We start from the raw sequence: 1066 nt of genomic DNA, 5'->3' as shown, positions 1-1066 counted from the left end.
TAAGGAGGTGATCCAGCGCCAGGTTCCCCTAGCGCTACCTTGTTACGACTTCACCCCAGTCATGAACCACAAAGTGGTAAGCGTCCCCCCGAAGGTTAAACTACCTACTTCTTTTGCAGCCCACTCCCATGGTGTGACGGGCGGTGTGTACAAGGCCCGGGAACGTATTCACCGTGGCATTCTGATCCACGATTACTAGCGATTCCGACTTCATGGAGTCGAGTTGCAGACTCCAATCCGGACTACGACGCACTTTTTGGGATTCGCTCACTTTCGCAAGTTGGCCGCCCTCTGTATGCGCCATTGTAGCACGTGTGTAGCCCTACTCGTAAGGGCCATGATGACTTGACGTCGTCCCCACCTTCCTCCGGTTTATCACCGGCAGTCTCCCTGGAGTTCCCGACATTACTCGCTGGCAAACAAGGATAAGGGTTGCGCTCGTTGCGGGACTTAACCCAACATTTCACAACACGAGCTGACGACAGCCATGCAGCACCTGTCTCAGAGTTCCCGAAGGCACCAATCCATCTCTGGAAAGTTCTCTGGATGTCAAGAGTAGGTAAGGTTCTTCGCGTTGCATCGAATTAAACCACATGCTCCACCGCTTGTGCGGGCCCCCGTCAATTCATTTGAGTTTTAATCTTGCGACCGTACTCCCCAGGCGGTCTACTTAACGCGTTAGCTCCGAAAGCCACGGCTCAAGGCCACAACCTCCAAGTAGACATCGTTTACGGCGTGGACTACCAGGGTATCTAATCCTGTTTGCTCCCCACGCTTTCGCATCTGAGTGTCAGTATCTGTCCAGGGGGCCGCCTTCGCCACCGGTATTCCTTCAGATCTCTACGCATTTCACCGCTACACCTGAAATTCTACCCCCCTCTACAGTACTCTAGTCTGCCAGTTTCAAATGCTATTCCGAGGTTGAGCCCCGGGCTTTCACATCTGACTTAACAAACCACCTGCATGCGCTTTACGCCCAGTAATTCCGATTAACGCTCGCACCCTCCGTATTACCGCGGCTGCTGGCACGGAGTTAGCCGGTGCTTCTTCTGTCGCTAACGTCAAA

General features: G+C 53.6%; 1 rRNA gene. It reads right to left on the bottom strand.

What is annotated here, in order from left to right:
* Window positions 1-1066 (bottom strand): 16S ribosomal RNA (locus L3V30_RS23935); the annotation flags it as partial.

The organism is Vibrio sp. A1-1 (assembly GCF_021728175.1).
Lineage (GTDB): Bacteria > Pseudomonadota > Gammaproteobacteria > Enterobacterales > Vibrionaceae > Vibrio > Vibrio diabolicus.
This window is presented reverse-complemented; position numbering and strand designations above follow the sequence as displayed.